Annotated in this window: 25 protein-coding genes; 18 read left to right on the top strand and 7 right to left on the bottom strand. The window is 63.7% G+C overall.

Annotated elements, in window-relative coordinates; translation table 11 throughout:
• The first annotated feature begins 57 nt into the window (after positions 1 to 57).
• The 9 genes from ligD (at position 58) to F8N82_RS08460 (ending at position 9,623) form a co-directional block, all read left to right on the top strand.
• A complete protein-coding gene (ligD, locus tag F8N82_RS08500) occupies positions 58 to 2,523 on the top strand; it encodes a DNA ligase D (protein WP_038994820.1) in 2,466 nt (821 codons plus the stop codon).
• The gene (locus F8N82_RS08495) at positions 2,520 to 3,533 is read left to right on the top strand and encodes an acyl-CoA dehydrogenase family protein (RefSeq protein ID WP_038994819.1); all 1,014 of its coding nucleotides are present in this window, start codon (positions 2,520 to 2,522) and stop codon (positions 3,531 to 3,533) included. Before ligD ends, F8N82_RS08495 begins: the two co-directional genes overlap by 4 nt.
• On the top strand, positions 3,530 to 4,294 hold the full coding sequence (locus tag F8N82_RS08490) for a PIG-L deacetylase family protein (RefSeq protein WP_038994818.1): 765 nt from the start codon (positions 3,530 to 3,532) through the stop codon (positions 4,292 to 4,294). Before F8N82_RS08495 ends, F8N82_RS08490 begins: the two co-directional genes overlap by 4 nt.
• Positions 4,291 to 4,890: an SAM-dependent methyltransferase gene (locus F8N82_RS08485; protein ID WP_038994817.1), complete on the top strand. Its 600-nt coding sequence runs from the start codon at positions 4,291 to 4,293 to the stop codon at positions 4,888 to 4,890. Before F8N82_RS08490 ends, F8N82_RS08485 begins: the two co-directional genes overlap by 4 nt.
• Entirely contained in the window at positions 4,887 to 5,546 is a 660-nt protein-coding gene (locus F8N82_RS08480; RefSeq protein WP_038994816.1) for a glycosyltransferase, read from the top strand. Before F8N82_RS08485 ends, F8N82_RS08480 begins: the two co-directional genes overlap by 4 nt.
• Before the next feature lie 112 nt (positions 5,547 to 5,658).
• Positions 5,659 to 6,753 (top strand): serine hydrolase domain-containing protein, encoded by a 1,095-nt coding sequence (locus tag F8N82_RS08475; RefSeq protein ID WP_200889116.1) that lies wholly within the window; start codon positions 5,659 to 5,661, stop codon positions 6,751 to 6,753.
• 142 nt (positions 6,754 to 6,895) lie between these two features.
• Entirely contained in the window at positions 6,896 to 7,870 is a 975-nt protein-coding gene (locus F8N82_RS08470) for an alpha/beta fold hydrolase (protein WP_052251434.1), read from the top strand.
• Positions 7,867 to 9,075 carry a saccharopine dehydrogenase family protein gene (locus tag F8N82_RS08465; protein ID WP_038994815.1) on the top strand — a complete coding sequence of 403 codons (1,209 nt, stop codon included), beginning with the start codon at positions 7,867 to 7,869 and terminating at the stop codon, positions 9,073 to 9,075. The genes F8N82_RS08470 and F8N82_RS08465 overlap by 4 nt, the downstream gene beginning before the upstream one ends.
• Entirely contained in the window at positions 9,072 to 9,623 is a 552-nt protein-coding gene (locus F8N82_RS08460) for a hypothetical protein (RefSeq protein ID WP_038994814.1), read from the top strand. The genes F8N82_RS08465 and F8N82_RS08460 overlap by 4 nt, the downstream gene beginning before the upstream one ends.
• A gap of 10 nt (positions 9,624 to 9,633) precedes the next feature.
• Here F8N82_RS08460 and F8N82_RS08455 read toward each other — a convergent pair whose 3' ends face one another.
• Positions 9,634 to 10,278, bottom strand: coding sequence for a TetR/AcrR family transcriptional regulator (locus tag F8N82_RS08455; protein WP_052251433.1), 645 nt, complete (start codon positions 10,276 to 10,278; stop codon positions 9,634 to 9,636).
• Between the two features lie 90 nt (positions 10,279 to 10,368).
• Here F8N82_RS08455 and F8N82_RS08450 point away from each other — a divergent pair, with 90 nt between their 5' ends.
• Positions 10,369 to 11,895 carry a flavin-containing monooxygenase gene (locus F8N82_RS08450; protein ID WP_224793759.1) on the top strand — a complete coding sequence of 509 codons (1,527 nt, stop codon included), beginning with the start codon at positions 10,369 to 10,371 and terminating at the stop codon, positions 11,893 to 11,895.
• On the opposite strand, the gene F8N82_RS08445 is transcribed toward F8N82_RS08450, so the two are convergent.
• On the bottom strand, positions 11,865 to 12,779 hold the full coding sequence (locus F8N82_RS08445) for a LysR family transcriptional regulator (protein ID WP_038994813.1): 915 nt from the start codon (positions 12,777 to 12,779) through the stop codon (positions 11,865 to 11,867). The genes F8N82_RS08450 and F8N82_RS08445 overlap by 31 nt on opposite strands.
• A gap of 113 nt (positions 12,780 to 12,892) precedes the next feature.
• Between F8N82_RS08445 and F8N82_RS08440 the strand changes: the two genes are divergently transcribed.
• Together F8N82_RS08440 and F8N82_RS08435 are read left to right on the top strand one after the other, a co-directional pair.
• On the top strand, positions 12,893 to 14,089 hold the full coding sequence (locus F8N82_RS08440) for an MFS transporter (RefSeq protein ID WP_038994812.1): 1,197 nt from the start codon (positions 12,893 to 12,895) through the stop codon (positions 14,087 to 14,089).
• Positions 14,090 to 14,098: 9 nt separating this feature from the next.
• Positions 14,099 to 14,497 (top strand): hypothetical protein, encoded by a 399-nt coding sequence (locus tag F8N82_RS08435; protein ID WP_038994811.1) that lies wholly within the window; start codon positions 14,099 to 14,101, stop codon positions 14,495 to 14,497.
• Here the strand turns inward: F8N82_RS08435 and F8N82_RS08430 are convergent, their stop codons facing one another.
• Positions 14,498 to 15,361, bottom strand: a complete 864-nt coding sequence (locus F8N82_RS08430) for a Ku protein (RefSeq protein WP_038994810.1) — start codon at positions 15,359 to 15,361, stop codon at positions 14,498 to 14,500.
• Between the two features lie 55 nt (positions 15,362 to 15,416).
• Here F8N82_RS08430 and F8N82_RS08425 point away from each other — a divergent pair, with 55 nt between their 5' ends.
• The 3 genes from F8N82_RS08425 to F8N82_RS08415 all read left to right on the top strand — a co-directional run bounded on the left by F8N82_RS08425 (position 15,417) and on the right by F8N82_RS08415 (position 16,671).
• Positions 15,417 to 15,578, top strand: a complete 162-nt coding sequence (locus F8N82_RS08425) for a DUF4142 domain-containing protein (RefSeq protein WP_224793760.1) — start codon at positions 15,417 to 15,419, stop codon at positions 15,576 to 15,578.
• Positions 15,579 to 15,592: 14 nt separating this feature from the next.
• Complete coding sequence (locus F8N82_RS08420) at positions 15,593 to 15,880, top strand: hypothetical protein (RefSeq protein WP_038994809.1); 288 nt, start codon at positions 15,593 to 15,595, stop codon at positions 15,878 to 15,880.
• Between the two features lie 176 nt (positions 15,881 to 16,056).
• The gene (locus tag F8N82_RS08415; RefSeq protein WP_038994807.1) at positions 16,057 to 16,671 is read left to right on the top strand and encodes a Yip1 family protein; all 615 of its coding nucleotides are present in this window, start codon (positions 16,057 to 16,059) and stop codon (positions 16,669 to 16,671) included.
• Between the two features lie 18 nt (positions 16,672 to 16,689).
• Here the strand turns inward: F8N82_RS08415 and F8N82_RS08410 are convergent, their stop codons facing one another.
• Positions 16,690 to 16,962, bottom strand: a complete 273-nt coding sequence (locus F8N82_RS08410) for a DUF1652 domain-containing protein (RefSeq protein ID WP_052251432.1) — start codon at positions 16,960 to 16,962, stop codon at positions 16,690 to 16,692.
• A 246-nt stretch (positions 16,963 to 17,208) separates the two neighbouring features.
• Here F8N82_RS08410 and F8N82_RS08405 point away from each other — a divergent pair, with 246 nt between their 5' ends.
• The 3 genes from F8N82_RS08405 (at position 17,209) to F8N82_RS08395 (ending at position 18,320) form a co-directional block, all read left to right on the top strand.
• The gene (locus F8N82_RS08405) at positions 17,209 to 17,382 is read left to right on the top strand and encodes a KGG domain-containing protein (protein ID WP_080764720.1); all 174 of its coding nucleotides are present in this window, start codon (positions 17,209 to 17,211) and stop codon (positions 17,380 to 17,382) included.
• Between the two features lie 49 nt (positions 17,383 to 17,431).
• Positions 17,432 to 17,992 carry an ATP-dependent Clp protease proteolytic subunit gene (locus F8N82_RS08400; protein WP_038994806.1) on the top strand — a complete coding sequence of 187 codons (561 nt, stop codon included), beginning with the start codon at positions 17,432 to 17,434 and terminating at the stop codon, positions 17,990 to 17,992.
• A gap of 100 nt (positions 17,993 to 18,092) precedes the next feature.
• Positions 18,093 to 18,320 (top strand): DUF6555 family protein, encoded by a 228-nt coding sequence (locus F8N82_RS08395; protein ID WP_038994805.1) that lies wholly within the window; start codon positions 18,093 to 18,095, stop codon positions 18,318 to 18,320.
• Position 18,321: 1 nt separating this feature from the next.
• On the opposite strand, the gene F8N82_RS08390 is transcribed toward F8N82_RS08395, so the two are convergent.
• From F8N82_RS08390 to F8N82_RS08380, 3 genes are all read right to left on the bottom strand, one after another.
• Entirely contained in the window at positions 18,322 to 19,239 is a 918-nt protein-coding gene (locus F8N82_RS08390; protein WP_052251431.1) for a DNA-3-methyladenine glycosylase family protein, read from the bottom strand.
• 116 nt (positions 19,240 to 19,355) lie between these two features.
• Positions 19,356 to 19,982: an isochorismate family cysteine hydrolase YcaC gene (gene ycaC / locus F8N82_RS08385; protein WP_038994804.1), complete on the bottom strand. Its 627-nt coding sequence runs from the start codon at positions 19,980 to 19,982 to the stop codon at positions 19,356 to 19,358.
• Between the two features lie 52 nt (positions 19,983 to 20,034).
• On the bottom strand, positions 20,035 to 20,721 hold the full coding sequence (locus tag F8N82_RS08380; protein ID WP_038994803.1) for a hydrolase: 687 nt from the start codon (positions 20,719 to 20,721) through the stop codon (positions 20,035 to 20,037).
• Positions 20,722 to 20,812 lie beyond the last annotated feature (91 nt).

The raw sequence follows: 20,812 nt of genomic DNA, 5'->3' as shown, positions 1-20,812 counted from the left end.
ACCCCTGCCGCCCTATCCCAATGCTGAGGACCCGCCCAAAAGCTGCAGGAAACCGCCATGGCCAAGCCGTTGCAGGAGTACGCGCGCAAGCGCAATTTCGACGCCAGTCCGGAGCCCGCAGGCAATCGCCGCACCGGCAAAAAAGCCGCGCACGCCCTGCAGTACTGCATCCAGAAGCACGACGCCAGCCACCTGCACTATGACTTTCGCCTGGAGCTGGACGGCACCCTGAAAAGCTGGGCCATCCCCAAGGGCCCGTCGCTCGACCCGAAAGTCCGGCGCCTGGCCGTACATGTCGAAGACCACCCGCTGGACTATGCCGACTTCGAAGGCCATATCCCCGAGGGCCATTACGGCGCCGGCGACGTGATCGTCTGGGACCGTGGCGTGTGGATCCCCGAAGAAGATCCGCACAAGGCCTATGCCCAGGGCAAGCTGCGCTTTCGTCTGCAGGGCGAGAAGCTGTCGGGCATCTGGAACCTGTTTCGCACCCACCTGGCCGGCAAGAAGGAGCAGTGGCTGCTGATCAAGTCCGACGATGCCCAGGCGCGACCGCAGGGCGACTACGACATCCTCCAAGCCGAGCCCGATAGCGTGCTCAGCGAACGTACCCTGATCGCGCGCAAACCCAAGGCTGCGGCAAGCAAAACCACCAGCAAGACCACGCTCAGCGGTGCCAGGAAAGCCGCCCTGCCCGACTCGCTCAAACCAGAGCTGGCCACGTTGGTAGAGACCCCACCCGAAGGCGACTGGCGCTACGAAGTGAAATTCGACGGCTACCGCATCCTCGCCCGCATCGACGGTGACGATGTCCGCCTGTTCACCCGCAACGGCCATGACTGGACCGCCAAGCTGCCCAGACAGGCCAAGGCCCTGGGCAAGCTCGGCGTGCAAGCGGCCTGGCTCGATGGCGAGATGGTGGTGGCCAACGAGCACGGCGTGGCAGATTTCCAGGCGCTGCAGAATGCCTTCGACCAGGCCCGCGACGAGCAGATCATCTACTACCTGTTCGACCTGCCCTACCTCAACGGCATGGACCTGCGCACATGCCCGTTGGAGCAACGCCGTGCTGGGCTAGAGAAGGTGTTGGAGAAGGCCGATGACAAACGCCTGCGCTTTTCTGCCGACTTTGCGCAAAGCGTCGAGTCGCTGCTCGACAGCGCCTGCAAGATGCAAATGGAAGGCCTGATCGGCAAACGCCTGGGCAGCAGCTACCTCAACCGGCGCAGCAGCGACTGGATCAAGCTCAAGTGCAAGCAGCGCCAGGAGTTCGTCATCGTCGGCTATACCGACCCCAAGGGCTCGCGTGAAGCCTTTGGCGCGCTGCTGCTGGCCCTGCACGATGACAGCGGCGCGCTGCGCTATGCCGGCAAGGTCGGCAGCGGGTTCAACAGCACGACCCTGGCCCATCTTCATCAGCGCCTGACGCCGCTTGAAGTCGCCAAACCGCAGTTCGGCAAGCCGCCCACCGGCGCCGAGGCCAAAGGAGTGCACTGGCTCAAGCCAAGGCTGCTGGCCGAGGTCGCCTATGCGCAGATGACCCGCGACGGCGTGGTGCGCCATTCGGTGTTCCATGGCCTGCGCGACGACAAACCGGCCAAGGCCATCGGCCTGGAGCAGCCCGTGAAAACCCCGGCACGTAAAACCTCCGACCTGCACCTGACCCACCCCGAACGCATCATCGACGCCAGCACCGGCACTACCAAGCGCCAGGTCGCCGAGTACTACGCCCTGGTCGCCGAGTGGATCCTGCCGCATCTCAAGCGTCGCCCGGTGGCACTGGTGCGGGCCCCGGATGGCCTGGCCGGCGAGCTGTTCTTCCAGAAGAACGCCGCACAACTGAACATCCCCGGCCTTGAGAGCCACGACAAGGCCGAAGCCGGCCAGGCGCTGATGATCATCGACCAGGCCCAGACCCTGCTCGGCGCAGTGCAGATGAACACCCTCGAACTGCACACCTGGAACGCCACCGCCAAGGACTTCGACAAACCCGACCGTTTGATCCTCGACCTCGACCCGGACCCGGCGCTGCCGTGGAAAGCCATGCTTGAGGCCACCCAGTTGACCCTGGCACTGCTCGACGAACTGGGCCTGCAATCATTCCTCAAGACCAGCGGCGGCAAGGGCATGCACATCGTCGTGCCGCTGACCCGGCGTGCCAGCTGGGACGAGGTCAAGGGCTTCAGCCAAGCCATGGTCCAGCACCTGGCCGGGCTGTTCCCCGAGCGCCTGTCGGCGGTGTCCGGGCCGAAGAATCGGGTCGGGCGGATCTTCATCGATTACCTGCGCAACGGCAAAGGCGCCACCACGGTTTGCGCCTATTCAATCCGCGCCCGCGACGGGCTGCCAGTGTCGGTGCCGATTCGCCGCCAAGAGCTGACCGAGCTCAAGGGTGCGAACCAGTGGAACCTGCTCAACCTCGGCGAGCGCCTGGCCGAAGGCGATGACCCTTGGGCCGATTATGGCCAGGTGCGCCAATCGATCAGCAAGGACCTGCGTCGACGCATGGGCGTTGAATCATGAGCGCCCTGAAACTGCTCCAGGCCTTCGCCCAGCGGCCCCTGGCGTTGAACCTCGACCGTCAGCTGCAACGCTGCCTGGAACAATGCCGGGAAAGCGGCCTCGACCAACTGCCCCTGCCCGGCCATGGCCGCACCCTGCAGCGCTGGCAGATGCTGGCTGAGGTCGCCGGGGCCGACCTGGCCCTGGCCAAACTGTTCGAAGGCCATACCGATGCCCTGGCGATCATCCATGAGTGCGGCGCCAGCCATCTGGAACCGGCAGGCAGCTGGGGAGTATGGGCCGCCGAGCCGCCGAACGCGCGGGTACGCATCGTCAGGCGCAACGGCAACGACGTGCACCTGCAAGGGCGCAAGGCCTGGTGTTCCGGCGCCCTGCAGATCGACCGGGCGCTGGTCACCGCCTGGGACGAACAGGAGCGCCCGCAACTGGTGGCAGTGACATTGAATCAACCGGCTTTGCGCATCTTCAACGAGGGCTGGCAGGCCGTCGGCATGGCCGTCACCGCCAGCGTCGATGTCGAGTTCAACGACTGTCCGGCGCAACTGGCCGGTAGCAGCGGCCAGTACCTCAACCGCCCGGGCTTCTGGCATGGCGGCGCTGGCATTGCCGCCTGCTGGTATGGCGCGGCGCACAGCCTGGGCAACTTCTTGCTCGAACACTGCCGCAGCCGTGAAGAGCCCCACGCCCAGGCCCACCTGGGTGCGGTGGACGCCGCACTGGCTGGCGCCCGGGCAGCCCTGCACGAAACCGCCAGCTGGATCGACGGCCACCCCGGCAGCGACGCCGAGCTGGCCGTCCGGCGCCTGCGCGCGCAAGTCGAAAGCGCCGCGCTCAGCGTGCTCGATCATGTCGGCCGGGCTTTGGGCGCAACACCGTTCTGCCGCGACAGTCATTTCGCCCGGCTCAGCGCCGACCTGCCGGTGTTCCTGCGCCAGAGCCATGCCGAACGCGACCTGGCCGAACTGGGCCGACAATTGAGTGCAACCCCCGAGGGAGGCTGGCGGCTATGACCCTGCAGCAACCGCAAAACCCGATCCAGGCAACGGGCACGCCGCTGGCGCACTGGCAATCGTCGGCGACCCTGCAGGCGGTGCCGGCCATCACCCATGAGCAATTGGTGCCGCTTGGCAGCCGCCTGGTGGTGGTCGCCCCGCACCCGGATGACGAGGTGCTTGGCTGCGGCGGGGTGCTGGCCGGCATGCGCGGCCGCGAGCAGGAACTGCTGCTGATTTCGGTCAGCGACGGTGAGGCCAGCCACCCTGATTCACGCCACTGGACCAGCGAACGCCTGCGCCAGCAACGCCCACGAGAAAGCGCCGATGCCCTGCGCCGCCTCGGGCTCGACCTGACTCAACTGACCTGGCTGCGCCTGGGCCTGGCCGACAGCGCCGTGGCCAACCATGAACGCTGGCTGGCCGAACGCCTGGTGCAGCTATTGCGCACCAGCGACCGGGTGCTGACCACCTGGCGCCTGGACGGCCATTGCGACCATGAAGCGGTGGGCCGCGCCTGTGCCCGAGCCTGCGAAACCGTCGGCGCGCGCTTGATCGAAGTGCCGATCTGGGCCTGGCACTGGGCCCGGCCGAACGATCCGCGGCTGCCCTGGCAGCGCGCCCACAAGCTGTTTCTCGACCGCGCAGTGCTGGCCCTCAAGCAGCAGGCCGTCGCTGCCCATACCAGCCAGTTGCAGGCCGACGAACAGACCCCGCCGGTGCTGGACCGCGAGGCCCTGGCACGTCTGCTGCAACCTTTCGAACTGGTGTTCACATGAACGTATCGGCAAGCTATTTCGAGCGACTGTTCGAGCAGAGCGACGACCCCTGGGCCTTTCGCACCCGTTGGTACGAGAAGCGCAAGCGCGAGCTGCTGCTGGCCAGCCTGCCACGCCAATACTACAACCGGGTGTTCGAGCCGGCCTGCGCCAATGGCGAGCTCAGCGCCGCCCTCGCCGAACGCTGCGAAAGCCTGCTGTGCCAGGACCTCAACGCCACTGCCGTGCAGTTGGCCGGTGAACGCCTGCGGCCCTGGCACAACGCCCGGGTCGAGCAAGGCTGCCTGCCGGGCGATTGGCCGGCAGGCGAGTTCGAGCTGATCGTGCTCAGCGAGATCGGCTACTACCTGGACCCCAGCCACTGGCTGGAAGTGCTGGAGCGCGCAGCCGCCAGCCTCACCTGCGACGGCGCCCTGCTGCTATGCCACTGGCTGCACCCGATCGACGGCTGCCCGCAAACCGGCCATCAGGTCCATGAACTGCTGGCCGAACGCTTGCCGCTATACCGCAGCCTGCGCCATGAAGAGGCCGACTTCCTCCTTGAGTACTGGTGCATGCAGCCCTGTGCCATTGACCTTGACGAGCCTTGCCTATGATTGCCGTGATTGTCCCCGCGCATAACGAAGAACACCTGCTCGGCCGCTGCCTGCACGCCCTCGGCCGCGCCGCAAAGACGCTGGCGGCAGTGGGCGAAGAGGTGCAGACGGTAGTGGTGCTGGATAGCTGCAGCGATGGCAGTGAAGCCATCGCCCGTGTCCATGGCGTGAAGGTGCTCAAGGTGCAGGCACGCAACGTTGGCCACGCCCGCCACGCCGGTGCGGCGCTGATGCTCGAGCGTGGCGCACGCTGGTTGGCGTTTACCGATGCCGACAGCTGCGTGCCGGCCGACTGGCTGTTGTGCCAACTGGCCTTTGCCGCCGACGCGGTGTGCGGCACCGTGCATGTCCAGAGCTGGCAGGCGCATCAGGGTGCGGCGCTGCGCGAACGCTACCTGGCCCACTACCAGGCCCGCGAAGGCCACCGGCATGTTCACGGCGCCAACCTCGGCATCTGCGCCCGCGCCTATGAAAAGGTCGGCGGCTTCAAGGCACTGGCGCTGCACGAGGACGTGCAACTGGTCAACGACCTGCAGCGAAGCGGCGCGCACATCGTCTGGACTGCTCGCAACAGCGTGTCCACCAGCAGCCGCCGCGACTGCCGGGTGCGCGGCGGCTTCGGTGACTTTCTCAACAACCTGGGCGGCCAGGTCTGAACAGAGAAACCTGTTAAACGTCCCGCGCACTTCTTCACAAATGCCCTCAAGTTAATCATCAGCCTGGTTCTTATGATGAGACCCGCTTGATCAACCACGAGGGAGAAACACCATGGATGTCAGTTGGCAGTATCTGAGTACCCCGGCCGCCGATTATTTCAACGAGGTACTGCAGACCACACCTGCCCAAGTCAAAAATGACATGAGTCATATCTTCAAGAGTCTTTCGGCAAAGGCTGGCCCCGGCTGTGTCTTCAGTGTGGAAAAACAACAGGCCTTTGTGCTTGAAGGCGCTACCGGCTATGCCGACATCGAGAAGCAGAGCCCTTTGAATGCCGACTCGGTGTTCAACCTCGCCTCGGTGTCCAAGCAATTCACGGCCTTCGCCATTTACTTGCTGGCCCGCGAGGGCAAGTTGTCGCTGGATGACTCCATCCGCCGCTACGTGCCGGAGCTTGGCCGTTACGCCGACCCGGTGACCCTGCGCCATCTGCTGCACCACACCGGTGGCCTGCCCAGCTACGAGGAGGCAGCCCAGGCGCAAGGCATCACCGATACCCAGCCATTGACCGAGGCCCAGGCACTCGCCTTGCTGGCAGCCCAGAAGCAGGCGGAATTTGCCCCCGGCACACAGTTCTCCTACAGCAACAGCGGGTACTTCATGCTCTCGCTGGTGGTCGAGCGCGTCAGCGGCAAGAGCATTCGGTTGTTTTCCCAGCAGGCAATCTTCAAACCGCTGCAGATGAACCATACCCGGATCGTCGACAAGTACCCGCTGGATTTCGCCGTGGTGCGTGGCTATACGCGCCCGTTTTGGGGCCCGGTCAAGTTGTACGAGAGCCCGTGGGAGGTGACCGGCGATGGCCAGGTGCATTCCACCGTACGCGACCTGATGAAATGGGGAGCCAACCTGCACAGCGGTAAAGTGGGAGGCCCCGACCTGCTGGCGGTGATGTCCAGAAGCGGACCGCGGGTGGCAAAAGACCATGAGGATTACGCCATGGGTCTGTCGCCCAAACTGTACAAAGGCACGCGCCTGGTCGAACACTCGGGCGGCTGGGCCGGCTATGCGACGCAATTCATGTACTTCCCGGATGCGCAGACCACCATTGCGGTCTTGTGCAACGAAGAAGACATCAGCGCAGCCAATTACGGCAGAAAAATCGCCGACGCTTTAGCGGTCGAAAAGTGGACCCATCCCCTCTAGGCAAGCCTGCCCACCTTCTGTTGCGCCCCTGAACGCAGACGTGCCATGCCACGTGGCAGGTCTGCGCCGCTTGCGAAAAACATAATAACCGTTATGATCTTTTCCGTTACGCCGTTTTGCCCCTGTACAACGGAGAACGCCCTTGAGCCCTGATCTGAGATTTGCCCGCGTCGGTCGCGCCACCCTTGCCTATGAAACGCTGGGGCCTGAACACGCCCCGCCCGTACTGCTGATTCACGGCCTTGGCCAGCAACTGACGGGATGGCCCTACGCGCTGGTCCGCAGCCTTGTTCAGGGCGGATTTCGCGTGATTCGCTTCGATAACCGCGACATTGGCAAGTCCAGCCGCATGCAGGGCAAAGCGCACCTGACCCGGCATTACCTGTGCGCTCAGCTTGGCCTGGGCAGTTGCCCGCCCTATACGCTGGAGGAAATGGCCCACGACACGCTGGGCTTGATCGACAGCCTCAAACTCGGCCCGGTGCATCTGGTCGGGGCGTCGATGGGGGGCATGATTGCGCAGCTTGTCGCCGCCCGCTTTCCGTGCGCCGTACGGTCACTGACCTCGATCATGTCCAGTTCCGGCGACAGGCGCTTGCCCAAGGCCCGCGCCGATGTGCTCAGGCTGATGCTCAACCCTCCCCGCACCCCCTCGTTGCAGCGCGAAGTCGACTACAACGTCCAACTCTGGGAACTGATCGCCAGCCCCGCGCACCCGACAGCTCGCGAAACACTACGCGCCCGGGTTGAAGATGACCTCAGGCGCAACGCGCCAGCCGCCGGCGGTATCGAGCGACAGTTCGCCGCGATCCTGGCGTCGGGATCGCGTGTGCCCTTGCTGGCGCAGATCACCAGCCCCAGCCTGGTACTGCATGGCCTGGAAGACCCGCTGATACCGTTCGAAGCCGGGCGCAGCACCGCCGAGCACATACCCGGCGCGCAATTCGAAAGCATTGCCGGTATGGGGCACGACCTGCCACCGGAACTGTTGCCGGCGCTGGCTCAGCGCCTGCTCAGGCATTTTCGCCAGGCCTCCCGTGCACGCCTGCCCTGCGTCGATTTGCGTACAGCCCCTGACCTGCAACCAATAAACCAACAAACAGGAACACGACCATGAAGGTAATTGCACTGGGAGGCTGTGGCCATATGGGCCGGCACTTTGTCGACACGGCGATCAAGCTCGGCGCCTTTTCCTGGCTGACGGTAGCCGACCGTGACGGCGAAGAGGCGCGGCGCTACGTGACCAGCCTGGGACGGGCGGATGTCGATGTACTGCAGGTCGATGCGCGCAATCCCGAAGCCCTCACCCGGGTCTTGCGTGATTACGATGTCGTGGTGTCAACCATCGGGCCTTACTACCTGTTTGGTACTACGGTGTTGCAATGTGCCATCGATGCAGGCTGTCACTACATCGACATCTGCGATGACCCCGAACCCACCCTGGCAATGCTCGACCTCGATGCGCGTGCCCAAGCCGCCAATATCACCGCCATCGTCGGCATGGGCGCCAGCCCCGGCGTGGCAAACCTGCTGGCCAGCAAGGCCATCCGCCAGGTCGACGCCCCGCATCGAGTGGTCACCACCTGGGGCAGCGCTTCGCGCGCCAAGGAAGCCGCCAGTCACGATACTGACATGGGTGCGGCACTCGATCACTGGGTCGAACAACTGACCGGCAACATTCCGGTGTTTCGCGGTGGACGCATCGCCAGCGGCCTGCCGTTGACCGAAATCGACCTGATGGTGCCCGGCGTCGGCGCAGTGCGCGCCCATACGGTGGGGCATCCGGAACCTGTGACCTTGCCGAGCACCTTCGCCTCGATCCGTGAATGCACCAATGCAATGGTGTTGTCCAACAGCCTGCTCAGCCTGCTGAAACTGATTCAGGCCCGTGTCGACAAGCGCGGCCACAGTGTCAGCCAAGCAGCCTCGCAATTACGCAAAGTCGCGCTGAACAACGACCTTTCGGGCTTGAGCCTGGCTGAATCCATGTCCCTGCTGGTGGGTTCGGTAAAAGAAAGCCTGTTTGGCCGGCGCTACATTCCAGCAGAAATGTCAGCTATCGCCGAAGGCCTGCGCCAGGGTCGGCGCCATGTCTGCAGCGCCTGGCTCAACGGCGAAATCCCCGGCGGGATGGGGCCCAACACCTGCATACCGACAGCGGTTGCCTTGCTGATGCTGGGCCGGGGGCAAATCAGCCGCAAAGGGGCGTTTGCCCCCGAGGCCGGTATTGACGCCGACCAGTTCTTCACCCTGCTGCACCCCTTCATCAAGGCCGCTGACAGCAGCCAACCGGTCATCACCCTGCGCGAGGCGGTACTGTGAACGCGCGGTCGGCGCAACTGCCTTTGACCCGGGAACGCCGCGCCACCCTGGGGGAACTTGAACAGTTGTTGGGGCAGCCGGTGCAAGCCTATGTCTGGGCCTTTCGCAAGATCCACCCTGGCTGGCTGCTGTTCGCAAGCTTCATGACCTCGCAGGTGATCAACGAAATCATCATCTACGAGCTTTTCGAAGCGCGTGGCCGCTACGGCATCGAGCGAACCCTGGTGGAAATCGTTTCACCGCTGCTGCTGTGGTTTCTGCTCGACACCGCCATCCAGTTCATCTTGACGGTTGCCGGGCGTGGCCATCGCCTGCTGGTGCAAAGCCGCGACGGCGAACTGCTGGTGTTTCATCGCCGGCTCCTCAGCGCCCGGCCCGAACGACTGGAGCGGCGCATCTGCGGCTCGTTGGCGCTGGACGCGAAGCTGATGGGCTTTGCCATAGATCGCCTGGACACCAGCATCGGGCGGTTTTACGTCTGGGGCCGCTGGCGCGATGTGCGGCTGCTGGTACAGCCTGCTACGCAGGCAAGCCATGCGCACGCCTGACCCCTGCCCCTCATTCCTGCGGCATGAGAAACGCCTCGAAATGGCGCTTGACCAGCATGCGCTGCTGCTGCGCGAGCAAGCGCTGGCTATCGATGACTCGCCCGACGCCCAGGCCATCGGCCAGGGCGATCATGGCGTCAGCTTCCAGGCTCAGGTCAAGACCGTCCCGAATGGCTTTTTGTGCCTGCAACCGGGTCAGCTCGTCGACCAGGGCGTTGCGCATGAAGCTATAGCGTCGCTGGTGCTCCATGCCGAGCTTGTCGTTGCCCACCGAGGTGCGCAGAAACGCCAGCCAGATACGCCAGGCGGTTTCACCCTCTTCATCGAGCGGCAACGACGCATGCAGGATGCACTCCAGACGGGCAATTCCCTCCACCCCTTCGAGGCGTTGGGTGACCTCTTCGACCATACCGCTGATCAGGTGATCGAGTGCGTACAACAGCACTTCGTCCTTGGTCCTGAAGTAGTGCACGACGGCGCCGGTGGTGGCCTGCAGTTCGGCGGCAATCTCGCGGATGGTGACGTTCTCGACCCCAACGCGAAGAATCGCCCGCCAGGTGGCCTCCAGCACCTCCTGACGCTTGCGTTCATTGTTGGAAACCGCAGCGCCCGCCTTGCGTCGGGTGCGGGTCGGGGCTTCTCGGGATATCGCCATGGGCAGTGATCTCGCTGTTGGCAGGTTCGATTCTGCACACATCATAACAATGATGATCAAAAAATAAGATGCTCGATAAGGGAGAACGATGTGATCAATCAACCAAGACCCACGCTTTCGACGGCCCTGGACGCCGAGGTAATCATCGTCGGCACCGGCTTCTCCGGGCAGTGCATGGCCATCAAGCTGCGCCAGGCGGGTTTGCGCTCGGTTGTGCTGCTGGAGCGCGGCGCTACGGTGGGCGGCACCTGGCGTGACAACCATTACCCCGGCGCAGCCTGCGACATCCCTTCGCACCTGTATTCCTTCTCGTTCATGCTCAACCCGCACTGGTCACGCACCTATCCGGGCCAGGCCGAAATCCTCGCCTATCTGCAGGCCAGTGCCGAACGGAACGGGTTGCTCGAACACACGCGTTTCAACACCCTGGTCAGCGCTGCAACCTTTGATCCTAGCCGCCTGATCTGGCAGGTAGAGACCAACGCTGGGCCACTGCGCTGCCGGTTTCTGATCCTCGGTACCGGCGGTTTGAGCGAACCTGTGATACCCCGCCTGGAGGGCCTGGACACCTTTGCCGGTCGCACCTTTCACTCGGCGCGCTGGGACCACGACTATACCCTGCAAGGCAAGCGCGTGGCGGTGATCGGCAGCGGAGCCAGCGCCATCCAGTTCGTGCCGCGAATTGCCCCGCGCGTCGAGCGGCTCAGCGTGTTTCAGCGCACCCCGGCGTGGATCGTACCGCGCCAGGACCGCCCCTTCGGCACCTTGCGCAAAGCGCTTTACCGCTACCTGCCGGGGGTGATGCGGCTCAAGCGCTGGGGCATTCACTGGCTGAACGAAGTACAGGCCCTTGGCACGGTGGTTGACCCCAAGTACATGGCCCTGGGTGAGAAGATCGCCCTGCAACACCTGCACCGGCAAGTCGCCGATCCCCAGTTGCGGGCCCGCCTCACGCCCAATTATGTAATGGGTTGCAAGCGTATCCTCATTTCGGATGACTGGTACCCCGCCTTGCAACGGGCCAACACCTCGCTGGTGAGCGATGCCATCGAACGCATCACCCCCACCGGCATATTGACCTGCGATGGCCGCTTGCATGAGGTCGACGCGATTATCTTCGGTACCGGCTTCCAGGCCACCGAAGCGCTGTGCAAGCTCAGCATACGCGGGCGACTGGGCCGTGAACTGAACGAGGCCTGGGCACAGGGTGCCGAAGCCTATGTCGGCGCCAGCGTCAGCGGTTTTCCCAACCTGTTCCTGATCACCGGACCGAACACCGGCTTGGGGCATAACTCGATGGTCTTCATGATCGAAGCCAACGTGGCACACATCGTCGGCGCCCTGAAGGCTGCCCGGCAACGCGATGCCCAGGTGGTGGAGGTCAAGCGCGAGGTCCAGGCCCGTTACAACCAGAAGCTGCAGCAGCGCCTGGAAAAATCGGTATGGGTGACCGGCTGCAAGAGCTGGTACCAGGACAAGGCCAGCGGCAAGGTCACCACCCTCTGGCCTGGATTCAGCACTCAGTACTGGGCGATCGCCCACCGTTTCAAGGCTGACGACTACCTGTTGCTGGGGGCGGGGTTGCCTCAGGCTCCTGCGCCCGCTTCACCAAGGTAAGCCTTGATGAAGTCGAGCCAGGCGCGGACCTTGCGCGGCACATGCCGGCTCGACGGATACAGGGCGTACACGCCCTGGGGCGCAAAGCGGCACCCGGGCAGCGCATCGAGCAACTGCCCGCTGGCCAGCTCATCAGCCACCAGCCAGTCCGGCAACAGGGCCACGCCTGCGCCCTGCACGGCAAAGGCACGCAGGATCGAAGCATTGTCGGCGACCAGCAACGGCGTGCCCTGCGGCTCATACACAACCTTGCGCGCCTTGCTGTCGACCAGCGCCCAACGGTTGTTCTGCTCGAAGCGGCTGTGCACCAGTTGCGGCAGCCTGGCCAGTTGCTCCGGGGCACCGATCAGCGCAGCGCCATGCGCCGCCAGTAGCGCCGGCGCCAGCACCAGGCGCACTTCATAGTAAGCCAGGCACACGCCCCGGTAGTTGGAGTCCTGCACCTGACCCAGGCGAATGGCGACATCGAAGCGCTCGCGCACAAGGTCGGCCTGCGTGGTGTGGGTTTCCAGGCGTACGCTCAAGTCCGGGTGCAGGCGGCAGAACGCCTGCAGCGCCGGAGCGAGGACTTTCAGCCCGTACTCAACCGTGGAGGTGATCCGCAGGCTGCCCTGCAGGCCGGCATGCTCGGCGCGCGCTTCATCGATGGCGATGCGTGCCTCTTCAACCACTTGCAGGCAACGCTGGTAAAAGCGCTCGCCTGCATCGGTCAGGGCGATGCGGCGGGTGGTGCGAGTCAGCAAGGTCACGCCAAGTTCCGCCTCCAGCTGCTTGATGCTGAAGCTGACCGCAGCGCGGGTTTGCTGCAAACGCTCGGCGGCGCCGGTGAAGGAGCCGGCCTGAACCACAGCGCAGAACAGTTCGAAACGGTCGAGGCTGACCATGCGGTGCATTCGCCATTGTCAAAATAATTAGATCAATTTGCCGGGTTTACGCGCCTTATTCAAGCACCAGCAAGGCTCTAGACTGCGCCTTTCTTCGGCCCCTCGAATTGCCCATGCCCGATCGCACGAAAGTTACCCTGGTCTATCTGCTGGGTTTCACCCTCGACCTGCTCAACATGTTCGCCCTCAACGCCGCCTACCCGGCGCTGGGCCAGGAACTGCACGCCTCGGTGGCGCAACTGAGCTGGACCAGCAACCTGTACATGCTCGGCCTGACCCTGGTCATCCCGCTGGGCACCTGGCTGGCCACACGGCTGGGTGAACGGCAGACGCTGCTGCTGTCGCTGGCCCTGTTCGGCCTCGGCTCGACGCTGGCTGGCAGCGCTGGCTCGATCGAAAGCCTGCTTGCCTGGCGCCTGCTGCAAGGCCTGGGTGGCGGCCTGTTGATTCCGGTGGGCCAGGCCATGGCTTATCGCTTGTATGCGCCTGAGCAGCGCCACCACCTGACCTCGCTGGTGATGATGGTCGCCCTGCTGGTACCGGCCTTGTCGCCGGCATTGGGCGGGGTGGTGGTCGATCAGGGTTCGTGGCGCTGGATTTTCTTTGCCATGCTGCCGCTGACGCTGATGACTGGCGCACTGGTGCTGGCCTGGCTGCCGGCAAACCAGCCGTTGCCGGCGCCACAGCCGATGCTCGACCTACGTCTGCTCAGCCAGCCGCTGCTGCGCACGGCGATGCTGATCTACCTGTGCGTGCCGGGGGTGTTCATCGGCGCCAACCTGGTGGCAGCCTTGTACCTGCAACAGCGCCTCGGGCTGAGCGCCACGGCCACCGGCGCGCTGATGCTGCCCTGGTCAGTGGGCGCCTTGGGCGCGATTGCCTTGGTCCGCTGGCGCTTCAACCTGACCGGGCCCAAGCGCCTGTTGATCGCCGGGATGCTGATCCAGTGCGCCGCCCTGCTGTGGCTGGCCTTGCCCTGGGTTGCCGGGCATCACGCCTGGCTGGCGGTGATCTTTGCCCTGCTTGGCCTTGGCAGCAGCCTGTGCAGCAGCAGCGCGCAAAGCCTCGCGTTCCTGGCCATCGCGGCGCAGCAGATGGGCCAGGCCAGCGCCTTGTGGAACCTCAACCGCCAGTTGAGCTTCTGCCTCGGTGTCGCCGTGCTCGGCGCCGTGCTCAATCAACTGCTGCCCGGCGTACAGGCTTTCCAGCACACCTTCATCCTCGCCGCGCTGCTGACCCTGCTGCCGCTGGCGATGGTGTTGAAACTGCCTGGGGCTCGCGCCCTCGGGCTTACCAGCGCAACCACTTGAGCCCTGCCCATGAGCCAAACCCATCCCGCTTTCAAAGAAGTTATCGACGCCCACGTGGCGATCCAGCAATGGCTGTCCGGCACGGCCCCCGCCGCTGAGCTTGACCCGTTGATGGCACGCTTCAGCGCCCAGTTCTCGATGATCAACCTGCCCGGCCAGGTCGTCGATTATCGGGGCCTGCAGCGACTGTTCGAACACGCCCACGGCCAGCGCGCCGGGCTGGAAATCAGCATCGATGAGCTGCAGCTGATCGCCGAAGGGCCGAGCCTGAGCGTGGTCGGTTATCGTGAATGGCAGGTCGATGGCGCAGGCAATCGCTCGCTGCGCCGCTCGACCGCGGTGTTCGAGCGCGATGACAATGGCGCCCTGTGCTGGCGCCATCTGCATGAAACCCCGGTGAGCGGCTGATCAGGCCTTTTTGCGTGGTTTACTGGTTCCAGCGGGCTTTTTCGCCGCTGGCGCCGCTTTCTTCGCCGCCGGTTTACGTCCACCCAGGCTGCGTTTGAGCAGTTCGGTGAGGTCGATGATATCGGCGCTCTTCTGTTCGCCTTCGCCCTCCGGCGCCTCGACCGTGGCGATCTTGCCCTGGCTGGCCTTCTCTTCGACCAGGCTCATGATGGTGTCCTTGAAGTCGTTGCGGTAGTCCGCAGGCGTCCAGTGCCCGCTCATGTCCTCGACCAGGCGCTTGGCCATCTGCAGCTCGCGCTTGTCGATGCTCGAATCGCGCACGCTGGCATCCAGCTCCAGGCTGTCCAGGCCACGCACTTCCTCGGGCCAGCGCAGGGTGATCATGACCAGGGCGTCCTCCAGCGGGCGCAGCAGCGCCAGGTGCTGCTGGGTGTGCAGCACCACCTTGGCCAAGGCAACCTTGCCCGTGCTTTCCAGGGTCTCGCGCAGCAAGGCATAGACCTTGCCGCCACGCCGGTCGGGGCTCAGGTAATACGGGGTGTCGAACTGCTGCAGGGGGATTTCGTCACTGTCGACGAACGAGAATATATCGATGGTCTGGGTCGCCTCGGGGCGGGCCTTGCGGATCTCCTCCTCGCTGATCACCACGTACTGACCCTTCTGGTACTGCACGCCCTTGACGATATGCTCGCGGGCGATTTCCTTGCCGGTGACCTTGTTTACCCGCTTGTAGCCCACCGGTTCCATGCTGCGTTCATCGAGCCAATCGAAGTCGACCCGGTCGCTGCTGATCGCGGTACTCAACGACACCGGGATATGCACCAGGCCGAAGCTGATGGCACCTTTCCAGATGGCTCTGGCCATGACGTTCTCCCACTGGCAAGTGAAGGGCCCTTTGTCTGTCTGACTGCGCCGGGCCGTGAAGGTTTGCCGCCGGCCCCGACCGACGGTCCGCCAGCTCAATAAAACTGAACTCGACGAAAAGGCGTTTGCCCAGCAGATGATCAAGGATCACACTAAAGCCAATCAGCACCTGCTTGATCTGGCCAAGCAACTGCAGAACGCGCACCGCAAGAACTGAAGGAGGCTCCTGGTATGAGAAAGGTCAACCCGGCCTGCCCGACCTGCCTGCAGATCGACTTCGTTCAGGACACGCTGTTCGGTCCGGTAGCCCACAGCGCCGAATGTGAAGTACAACTGGCGCCGCTGAACATCAACGGCTTGCCCGGCCTGCGCATGCAAGTGAGCGCCCCGGTGCCGGCCAAGCTCGAACGCTCGCACAGCGTGGCGTTTGTCTGGGAAGGTCGTACCTATCGCGCAATCGTCCAGTATCACCGGCGCTGTGATGACGGCGGTTTGCAGTTGCAGCTTGAGCTGCAATAAGTACCTGTGGGGGCGGCGGTGCGACGATTCGAATTGAATCGCGATGAGGCCGGTGAATCCACAGACAGGAGGTTGTCAGTACAGGCCCTATCGCGGGTCAAGCCCGCTCCCACAATGGATCGGTGTACACCGCAATAGGGAGAGGTGTTTCCAGCCCTGCTTAACCGGAGGTCACCATGAGTACCCATCTGGTTCAACTCTTCACTCACCCTGACGATGCCTGGATGGAAATCCGCCAGGAAGAAGAACTGCACCCGCGCCACTACCTGCCGCACCTGCTGCTGATGGCGCTGATTCCCGCCCTGTGCCTGTTCATCGGGACCACCAGTATTGGCTGGAGCCTGGCCGGGACCGAGCGCGTGCGCCTGAGCGTGGCCAGCGCCGCTGAGCTCGGGGTGCTGCTGTATGCCGCGAGCGTAGTCGGGGTGATGATCATGGGCGGGTTCATTCGCTGGATGTCGCGTACCTTCGATGCTCGCCCCAGCCTCAACCAGTGCATCGGCTTTGCCGCCTACACCGCCACGCCGTACTTCGTCGCCGGTGTCGCCGGGCTCTACCCCGGGCGCTGGCTGGCGCTGATCGTGCTCGGTGCGGCTTCGGCCTATGCGACCTTTTTGCTGTACGTCGGCCTGCCGACCTTCCTGCGCCTGCGCAAGGAAGACGGCCTGCTGTACTCGACCAGTGTCTGGGCAGTAGGGCTGCTGGTGCTGGTGACCATCCTGGTGGCGATGATCCTGTTCTGGTTCAACGTCCTCAGCCCTGAATACCTGCGCCCGGCCAGCCTCGGCTGAGCGCAGGCACACGGTATTTCAGGCAAGTGCCTGGGGCTTGAGCGGAATCTGGCTGCGCCCCAGGCGCTGTTCTTCACGTACTTGGGCAACCAGGACGGCCAGTTCGTGGCAGGTGGTCAGGCTGTGCACCTTGATGCCAGTGACGGTCAGGCAGTCGCCCAGGCTATCGCCCTGGCCCACTTGAATGGTCAGGTGCTCGCCATCGGTGCAGGACACAACGCTGTGCTCAGGCAGCAATGCCTGTTCGATCATATGACACAACTCAAGGGTGGAAACGCCAATCAGTGACATGCTGCGATCCTCGTGTCGGAGGCCCCGACTATTCAGTTAGTACCCCATCGGCCCTCGATGCCAATTGAAATTGCTGATGCCGCGCCGCTTCCCCATGCAGGGCAGCAATGATCAATCGCAAGGGCTGCGGCGCAGGCGGACCGTTCGTCCCGCCACGGCGAAATATTTCAAACTTTGCCCTGCGCGCCCTCCTCCCAACCTGTGTAAGGCAAACGCCTTGCGAACATTCACAAGAGGAAGAGAATCATGGCTAACAAAGGCACTTCGAATCCCGGGAATTTCGCTAACGACAAGCAAAAAGCGTCTGATGCCGGGAAAAAAGGTGGCCAGGCCTCGGGCGGTACCGCAGGTGGCCAGACCCGCAAGCCTGACATGGACAAAGACCAGGCCCGCAAACCAAGTGGTGGCGGCCGTAGCTGACGGACGAAAGGCCGGCGCACGTCTCGTGCGTCGGTCCCGAGGCACTGCAATGAGCCAACAGGTGATCCACTTTCATTGCCAGATCGATCAGGACACCACCGAGCGCTTTCGCGATCGGTGCCTGCAAGCCGTCGACGAGGGCGCCACTTCGTTGCTGCTGTTTTTGTCGACCACCGGCGGCAGCACCAACTTCGGCTTCTCGCTCTACAGCTTTCTCAAGTCCTTGCCGGTGCCGTTGTGCGCGGTCAATGCCGGCAACATCGAATCGATGGGCATCATCATGTACCTGGCCGCCGCCGAGCGCGTCGCCGCCCCCCATTCACGCTTTCTCATCCACCCCATGACCTGGCACTTCAGCCAGAGCGCGGTGGACCATTCGCGCCTGCGCGAATACCTGTCGAGCCTGAACAACGACCTGGAGCGCTATGTGCGCATTTTCGAGCTGGAGACCGCCCAGGCCGAACGCAAGCTGGACATCTTTCATTGCCTGTCGACCGAAGAAAAGGTCATCCCCGCCTACGACTCGCTGGCCTACGGCATCGCCCATCGGCTGGAGCAGGTGGTGTTCGAAAAGGATGCCCGGCACCTGACCATCAGTGGAACGCACTGACGGGGTGAAATCCGATGGAATTTTTCCGCAGGCGCAGCACTCACTAGAGGCATTGAAGGGATTTTCTTGGTCACTGCTCTGTAAGGATCTTTCAAGGCCCATGAACAACGCAAAACTGTTCGTCATCGACTACCAGCTTCACGGCGATCACAAGTCCTTCATCATCCGCGCCGAGACGATGGACAACGCCGAAGCCTGGCACTGGGCAAGTTGCGACGCCGGTGTCGGTCGCATCGGTCGTTATGGCCGCGAGAAAGTGAAGAAAGTCAGCAAGCCCCTGGCCGAGCGCTACGGCATCACCGATGTGAAGTGGCGCCAGTCCAGTTGAGTCAATTCAACGACGCCCACAGGTGCTGGGCCGCATAGGCGCGCCACGGGCTCCAGGCCTGAGCGCGTTGCGCCAGTTGCGCCTGCGGGCCTTCGAGCAGGCGCAAGGCCTTGATCAAGGCCACGTCCCCCAGCGGCAACGCATCGGCCGCGCCCATCTGACGCAAGGCCAGGTAGTGGGCGCTCCACGGGCCGATGCCGCGCAGGCGGCACAGGCGCTGGACCCAGGCTTCCAGGTCGCGCTCAGGGCGGAGCAACTGCGGGTTGTCCAGCAGTGCCCGGGCCAGGGTCGACAAGGTCGCGGCCCGCGAGCGCGGCATGCCCAGGCCACTAAGGTCGGCAGCGGCGATGGCTTGCGCTCTGGGAAACACATGGGTCAGACCCGACACGGCCTGAAGCGGCGCCGACAAGGCCTGACCATAGCCTGCGACCATGCGCCCGGCCAACGTGATGGCGCCGGCGACGCTGATCTGCTGGCCAAGCACCGTGCGCATCGACTGCTCGAACGCGTCCCAGCCTCGCGGTACGCGCAGGCCCGGTCGACGGTCGATCAGTTTTGCCATCAGCGCATCGCTGCGCAGTTGCCGTTCAATCCTGTACAGGTCGGCATCCAGATCGAACACCCTTCGCACCCTGGCCAGCAGGCCCGCCAACGACGCAGAGCCAACACCCTGAACCGTGACTTTGAGCCGATGACCACAGGCCTGGCGCACCTGGACGAGCCCCTGGCGATGGCCCTGGACGACGCTGCGTACATACCCGCCCGCCTCGACCTTCTCGACGCCGGCAATCGCCCGCGCAGCCAGAAACCCCAGCAGCGCGGGCCAGTGCAAAGGCGGCTGATAGTGCAGCCAGAAATGGATAACGGTGCCGGGGCGCACGGAGCGCCGATGGCCATGCAAGGTGGAAGCGGATTTCATCGCTGGATCATCACCTGTGCAGGCATCGTCACGCCAGAAGTTTCAATGAACTTCTGCGCGCTGCAGCGACGGCGGCCGGGCAACGCGAGTGCCCGGCCTTTGATCAGTGAGCGGCGTTACTTGCCGTTGTTGAGGGTGTTGTAGCTGGTGATCAGGTTACGGTAGTCCGGGATGTGGTTGGAGAACAGCGTACCCAGGCCTTCGATGTCGTTGCGCCAGTCGCGGTGCAGCTCACAGGCCAGGCCGAACCAGGTCATCAGCTGGGCGCCGGCTTGCGACATGCGGTCCCAGGCCGAGTCGCGGGTCAGGGCGTTGAACGTCCCGGAAGCGTCGGTGACCACAAACACCTCAAAGCCTTCGGCCAGGGCCGACAGCGCCGGGAAGGCCACGCACACCTCGGTGACGACGCCCGCGATGATCAGTTGCTTCTTGCCGGTGGCCTTGACTGCCTTGACGAAATCTTCGTTGTCCCAGGCGTTGATCTGCCCAGGGCGGGCAATGTACGGCGCGTCGGGGAACTGCTCCTTGAGCTCAGGCACCAGCGGGCCGTTGGGGCCGGTTTCGAAGCTGGTGGTGAGGATGGTCGGCAGCTTGAAGTACTTGGCCAGGTCACCGACCGCCAGCACGTTGTTCTTGAATTTGTCCGGGTCGATATCCCGTACCAGCGACAGCAGGCCGGTCTGATGATCTACCAGCAGGACCGCAGCGTTGTTCTTGTCCAGGCGGACGTAGGGCTTGCTCATGGTCTAACTCCTTGCAGTGGTAAGCCGGTGCCGGGGCACCAGGGATGTGGAATCAGCGTTGGGAATCCAGTTGTTCGTGCTCGTTGGCCACTTGCTGCGCCTTGAGGTAACTCTCGATCAGCAATTGATAGTGCGGGAACACTGCACTGTAGGCTTCGGCCCACTGTTGGGCGTCAGCACGGTTCCAGCTGCGTTGGACTTCCGAGCACACTGCGGCGGTGTCCATCGGCACCACGCCGGCCTGCATCACCCGGGCCAGGGTGATTTCCTGGGCCATCTTCGAATAGGTGCCGCTGGCGTCGATCACGGCAAACACCTGGTAGCCTTCGGCGACTGCGCTGATGCTCGGGAAAGCCATGCACACGCTGGTGATGGTGCCGGCGATGATCAGCTGCTTCTTTCCGGTGGCCTTGACCGCTGCAACGAACTCGGGATTGTCCCAGGCGTTGATTTCACCTTTACGGGCGACGTACTTCGCATGCGGCGCGGCTTCGTGAATTTCCGGGATCAGCGGACCGTTGGGGCCTTGCGGCACAGAGGCGGTGGTGATCACCGGGATGTTCGCCAGGCTGGCGACCTTGGCCAGGGTGATGGCATTGGCTCGCAGCTCCGTCATGGGCATGTCCTTGACCGTCTGGAACAGGCCGCTCTGATGGTCGATCAGCAGCATCGCGGCATTTTCAGGATCGATCCGCGGGACCTGGCCGTTGAAGTTGGCAATGTTGGCGAATGTACTCATGACACGTTCTCCTCGATGTCAGGTTGCAAGTCGTGCTTGCAGCCAGGGTCGACGGCTGCCCTCCTGGGCGACCGCCGGGTTATTGAGCGTA

The organism is Pseudomonas fluorescens, from assembly GCF_902497775.2.
Classification (GTDB): Bacteria; Pseudomonadota; Gammaproteobacteria; order Pseudomonadales; family Pseudomonadaceae; genus Aquipseudomonas; species Aquipseudomonas putida_F.
The sequence above is the reverse complement of the archived record's forward strand: the minus strand, read 5'-3'. Positions and strand labels throughout refer to the sequence as shown.

What these genes read in the sequence shown, in the direction of transcription:
- ligD (WP_038994820.1), top strand. Translation starts at nt 58, where the DNA reads ATGGCCAAGCCGTTGCAGGAGTACGCGCGCAAGCGCAATTTCGACGCC.
- F8N82_RS08495 (WP_038994819.1), top strand. Translation starts at nt 2,520, where the DNA reads ATGAGCGCCCTGAAACTGCTCCAGGCCTTCGCCCAGCGGCCCCTGGCG.
- F8N82_RS08490 (WP_038994818.1), top strand. Translation starts at nt 3,530, where the DNA reads ATGACCCTGCAGCAACCGCAAAACCCGATCCAGGCAACGGGCACGCCG.
- F8N82_RS08485 (WP_038994817.1), top strand. Translation starts at nt 4,291, where the DNA reads ATGAACGTATCGGCAAGCTATTTCGAGCGACTGTTCGAGCAGAGCGAC.
- F8N82_RS08480 (WP_038994816.1), top strand. Translation starts at nt 4,887, where the DNA reads ATGATTGCCGTGATTGTCCCCGCGCATAACGAAGAACACCTGCTCGGC.
- F8N82_RS08475 (WP_200889116.1), top strand. Translation starts at nt 5,659, where the DNA reads ATGGATGTCAGTTGGCAGTATCTGAGTACCCCGGCCGCCGATTATTTC.
- F8N82_RS08465 (WP_038994815.1), top strand. Translation starts at nt 7,867, where the DNA reads ATGAAGGTAATTGCACTGGGAGGCTGTGGCCATATGGGCCGGCACTTT.
- F8N82_RS08455 (WP_052251433.1), bottom strand. Translation starts at nt 10,278, where the DNA reads ATGGCGATATCCCGAGAAGCCCCGACCCGCACCCGACGCAAGGCGGGC.
- F8N82_RS08445 (WP_038994813.1), bottom strand. Translation starts at nt 12,779, where the DNA reads ATGGTCAGCCTCGACCGTTTCGAACTGTTCTGCGCTGTGGTTCAGGCC.
- F8N82_RS08440 (WP_038994812.1), top strand. Translation starts at nt 12,893, where the DNA reads ATGCCCGATCGCACGAAAGTTACCCTGGTCTATCTGCTGGGTTTCACC.
- F8N82_RS08435 (WP_038994811.1), top strand. Translation starts at nt 14,099, where the DNA reads ATGAGCCAAACCCATCCCGCTTTCAAAGAAGTTATCGACGCCCACGTG.
- F8N82_RS08430 (WP_038994810.1), bottom strand. Translation starts at nt 15,361, where the DNA reads ATGGCCAGAGCCATCTGGAAAGGTGCCATCAGCTTCGGCCTGGTGCAT.
- F8N82_RS08420 (WP_038994809.1), top strand. Translation starts at nt 15,593, where the DNA reads ATGAGAAAGGTCAACCCGGCCTGCCCGACCTGCCTGCAGATCGACTTC.
- F8N82_RS08415 (WP_038994807.1), top strand. Translation starts at nt 16,057, where the DNA reads ATGAGTACCCATCTGGTTCAACTCTTCACTCACCCTGACGATGCCTGG.
- F8N82_RS08410 (WP_052251432.1), bottom strand. Translation starts at nt 16,962, where the DNA reads ATGTCACTGATTGGCGTTTCCACCCTTGAGTTGTGTCATATGATCGAA.
- F8N82_RS08405 (WP_080764720.1), top strand. Translation starts at nt 17,209, where the DNA reads ATGGCTAACAAAGGCACTTCGAATCCCGGGAATTTCGCTAACGACAAG.
- F8N82_RS08400 (WP_038994806.1), top strand. Translation starts at nt 17,432, where the DNA reads ATGAGCCAACAGGTGATCCACTTTCATTGCCAGATCGATCAGGACACC.
- F8N82_RS08395 (WP_038994805.1), top strand. Translation starts at nt 18,093, where the DNA reads ATGAACAACGCAAAACTGTTCGTCATCGACTACCAGCTTCACGGCGAT.
- F8N82_RS08390 (WP_052251431.1), bottom strand. Translation starts at nt 19,239, where the DNA reads ATGAAATCCGCTTCCACCTTGCATGGCCATCGGCGCTCCGTGCGCCCC.
- ycaC (WP_038994804.1), bottom strand. Translation starts at nt 19,982, where the DNA reads ATGAGCAAGCCCTACGTCCGCCTGGACAAGAACAACGCTGCGGTCCTG.
- F8N82_RS08380 (WP_038994803.1), bottom strand. Translation starts at nt 20,721, where the DNA reads ATGAGTACATTCGCCAACATTGCCAACTTCAACGGCCAGGTCCCGCGG.